The sequence below is a fragment of the Candidatus Omnitrophota bacterium genome, assembly GCA_013791745.1.
In the GTDB taxonomy this organism is placed as follows: domain Bacteria; phylum CG03; class CG03; order CG03; family CG03; genus CG03.
In genome coordinates this window covers 1-3,599 of sequence record VMTH01000028.1, presented here as the reverse complement: position 1 = coordinate 3,599, position 3,599 = coordinate 1, and the positions used below count along the sequence as shown (strand labels likewise).

Annotated in this window: 5 protein-coding genes; 1 reads left to right on the top strand and 4 read right to left on the bottom strand. The window is 47.5% G+C overall.

The genetic code is table 11. From position 1 onward, the window contains the following. Positions 1 to 196: PASTA domain-containing protein (locus FP827_01310; protein ID MBA3051724.1), on the top strand; the 196-nt coding region annotated here is incomplete at its 5' end. Here the strand turns inward: FP827_01310 and FP827_01305 are convergent. The 4 genes from FP827_01305 to FP827_01290 all read right to left on the bottom strand — a co-directional run. Further along, positions 197 to 1,183, bottom strand: coding sequence for a hypothetical protein (locus FP827_01305; GenBank protein ID MBA3051723.1), 987 nt, complete (start codon positions 1,181 to 1,183; stop codon positions 197 to 199). Further along, complete coding sequence (locus FP827_01300; GenBank protein ID MBA3051722.1) at positions 1,180 to 2,055, bottom strand: Fic family protein; 876 nt, start codon at positions 2,053 to 2,055, stop codon at positions 1,180 to 1,182. Before FP827_01300 ends, FP827_01305 begins: the two co-directional genes overlap by 4 nt. Positions 2,056 to 2,142: 87 nt before the next feature. Beyond that, the gene (locus FP827_01295) at positions 2,143 to 3,117 is read right to left on the bottom strand and encodes a zinc-ribbon domain-containing protein (protein MBA3051721.1); all 975 of its coding nucleotides are present in this window, start codon (positions 3,115 to 3,117) and stop codon (positions 2,143 to 2,145) included. Between the two features lie 87 nt (positions 3,118 to 3,204). Continuing rightward, on the bottom strand, positions 3,205 to 3,599 hold a 395-nt coding region (locus FP827_01290), incomplete at its 5' end, for a ribulose-phosphate 3-epimerase (GenBank protein ID MBA3051720.1).

Below are 3,599 nucleotides of genomic sequence, written 5' to 3'. Positions count from 1 at the left end.
GGTTCCCAACCTTAAGGGGAAAACCCTCGATGCTACAAAAAGTATTCTGAAAGCGAAAAAACTGACGCTGGGCATGGTGAAAAGAGAAACAGACATCGATCAGCGCTTTGACATAATTTTAAGGCAGTATCCCAATCCCGGTCAAAGAGTAAAACAGGGAACGGCGATCACGGTCGTGCTCAATAGCGAAAGCTGATCAGAATAAAATTTTCCAGCCGGCCGAAAAGCCGTAACTCACTCCGCCGATAACGACGCCGTCGCGGAAAGTTTTTCCGCCCATATCATAGTCCTGAAAGAGAAAATCCGTTTTTTTCAGTCCCGTCGCGGAAAAGCTCAATTTCAGATCGGAATTCTCCGACACTTTCAGATGAGTTGACACCGAGTATTTAACGGCGGGGATTATCCTGTTCTCACTGCGCCAGTGGCTGTATTCGGCCACGGTTCCGGCAGTGTGCAGCTTGCCCCCGGAATCCAAGAAATCCGCGTAGAATTTTTCACCCGACACTGACTCTATCTGCAGATGCGTTATGTACACCCCCGCGGCCAGCGACATATTCAAAAATCCCGGCGGATCCCACGACAGCACGGCCATGACCGGAAGGATCAGAAGTTTTCTTTTATCACTGTTGTAGAGAGCCGAACAGGTACTGGGTTCGGTCTGATAATTATAAGCTGTTGACGGAGAAGTTGATGAGTGGGAAAGAAATGGAACATCCCATTCGTCGCGCGAAGAGGAAAGAGGAATATAAAAACCCGTCTCAAAACCCGCCGAAAATGACGGCGATATGGCTTTTGTCTGGGCGAAGCCGGCAAAGACAAAAGGAAAAACTTTTTCATCGCGAAGCTGGGAATTATCGTATGAGGCCACATCCCATCTATCGGAGGCCGCGTTCCATGACCACGACGCCCGCGAGAACGGGGTGTGATATTCCGCAGGGACGCGTTCATAGCCAATGCTGAAATCCGGCCCCTTCCCGCGCTCGCCATAGCCGAACTCTTCCGCCGGAGGTCTTTCCTCTTCCGTCAGATAAAGTATCTCATTTTCCGCGGGAGGCAACCCGTAGCGCGACGATGCGTATGCATTTCTCGCCGCGCCGAAAACATCCTCCGTTGCGGACGCGTGCAGATTTCCCCACGCGCACAATACAGGGGCCGCCGTCAGCAGCAACGTTTTTAAAATCACTTTTCGCCGATTTTCCATATTCCTTTTTCACGAAACGCCGGAATCGTCTGACGGCGGGCCGCGTTAGTAACGGCAGGCGCCTTCAGCTTATGTTTTTTGATAAACTCCGACAAACTTATAATAACATCTCCTTTCAAATAGGAAACCCGCTTATGCAGCGACTCTATAACAGCCAGCGCCAGTATTTTTTCCATTGTTTTTGTGCCTTTTCTTTCTTCGTAATTTCTAAACGCCTGATAATAAATGCCTTTCTCTTTATTGCGGATAATAACACGCGGAAACCCGAGAGCCAAAAATTGATAATTGATAATGACCCGCCCCATACGGCCGTTCCCGTCGCAAAAAGGATGTATGTTTTCAAAATCCAAATGAAACCTTGCTATTTTATCTAAAAAATAAGAGCCCATATTGCTCCTGTATTCAGACAAAATATCCTCAATCATCCGTTCTACGTGTTCGGGCGCAGGGGCTATATGCGAGGCAACGCGCACGAATTCTCCCTTCTTGCGGAAGCGCCCTGAAATTCCATCATCAATCCCGCCGAGGAGCATTTGGTGCAAAAGCAGTATTCTGTCTTTTGTTAATTCTTCATTGTGTGATTTATTGCGCTTGTAGTTAATAACTCTTGCCAGGTTTTTCGCCTCAAAAACCTCGCGAAGAGATATGTTGCGGGACAGTTCCTGTTCCAGCAAAATTTTTTCTGTTTCTTTCAGCGTAAGAGTTGAATTTTCTATGGCATTTGAGTTATAAACATTCTCCGGGATCTCCACCTCATCAATCATCGCTAAAAGCCCTTCTTTCCCTATTTTCAGGCGGTCGTATTCCGATTTCAAATCTTGAATGCGCTGTTTAAACGGTTGTGTGATAGGCATGCTGATATCCTATACAATTCACGTTATTTTGTCAATATAGCGTGAATTTAAGTAAAAAACAAGGCAAATTCACCATACCCTGCACTGCTACCATGAATTTATATTCCCGCCCCGGCAGTCTGTCTCAAAAGAATTCACCCTGATATCACCTGTGTAATCACCGTCTATTGTACCGCTGTTATACCACCAGCCGCCCTGGCCGTCGCCGTTAAAAGCCTTTCTTCCGTCTTTTTCTACAACAACGCGGTTTGAATTCGTTCCGTCACCCGGTTTTGCGTTTGGAATTTCTTGGAGATATGTGGGTGTCACCGCCTCCAGTCTTGCCGGCCAGGTGCCTTCGGTATCCCCGTAATAAATTGACAAAGAACTCCTTAAAGCTCCGAGCTGGCCCTTGCATGCCGCCTCATTGGCCTTTCGTGTTAAAGAAGCGAATTTAGGTATCGCCACCGCGGCTAAAATGCCCACAAGAGGGACGATCGCAAGAAATAATATTCCTAAAACCATGGCCCACACAGGCGATTTCTTTACATAGATAACTTTTGTGCCCGCAATAAAATCGTGCATGCCGCGCTTTTTGCGATTAAAGGCCACGATTATATAACCGATGAATAAAGTGATAATATTTAAAATGCGCCCTATATATCTCAAGAGCGCAGTGCCATAGGAAAGAGGTTCGTCATTTATTTTTATAACCTTTATTCCGATAAGCATTTTGCCGAGCGTCTGTCCGTAACTTCCGTGCATACATATGTAGTATGCCGCGCCTATAACAAATCCCACAAGATTAAAAAGAGGCATAAACCCGCTCACATCTCCGACGGCAAGCGCCAATAAAAAGCCCAGTACGGCGCCGATCAGGCCGCCTGCGATGGTTAAAATTATGCTGTCAAAAAAAAGAGCGATCGCTCTTATCCAGAAACCCGCCGGTTTTCCATAGATCTGCTCAATGTTTTCGGCTGGCGGAATTTCATGTTGAACGTCTGCTTCAATAAGCGCCCCGCACTTTGAACAATAATTCGCATCATCCGTTTTTGGCGCGCCGCATTTGGAACAAAAACTCATTGTCCTTACCTCCTCTCTGTCTCAGCTTTGAAGCCGGGCTTCGTTCAGTTTACTCCTGTTTAAATTATAATTTTGGACGAAAAATATTCAGCGAAGGGCTTTGAGGGCGGCGAGCTTTTGGGGGATGTTCCCGGATGACAGATAGGCGCTGGCCACGACAGCGTCGGCGCCGGCTCTCCTGCAGAGAGCGGCCGTCTCAAGATTGATTCCGCCGTCAACGCATATCCTGCACTTGAGTTTTTTCGCGTCTATTTTTTTACGGAGCCTCGCGATCTTTTTCAGGATAGCGGGATCAAATTTCTGGCCTGAAAAACCCGGAGGCACGGACATGACGAAGGCGGTTTCTATATGCGGCAGCCACTTCTCTATTTTCTCCGCCGGAGCGGGAGGGTTGAGGGCGATGCCTTTCTTCACGCCTTTCATTTCTTTTATCAGCGCAATAGGCGAGCGCAGCGCCTCAATGTGGAAGATTATCCTTCCGC

What these genes read in the sequence shown, in the direction of transcription:
- FP827_01295 (MBA3051721.1), bottom strand. Translation starts at nt 3,117, where the DNA reads ATGAGTTTTTGTTCCAAATGCGGCGCGCCAAAAACGGATGATGCGAAT.
- FP827_01300 (MBA3051722.1), bottom strand. Translation starts at nt 2,055, where the DNA reads ATGCCTATCACACAACCGTTTAAACAGCGCATTCAAGATTTGAAATCG.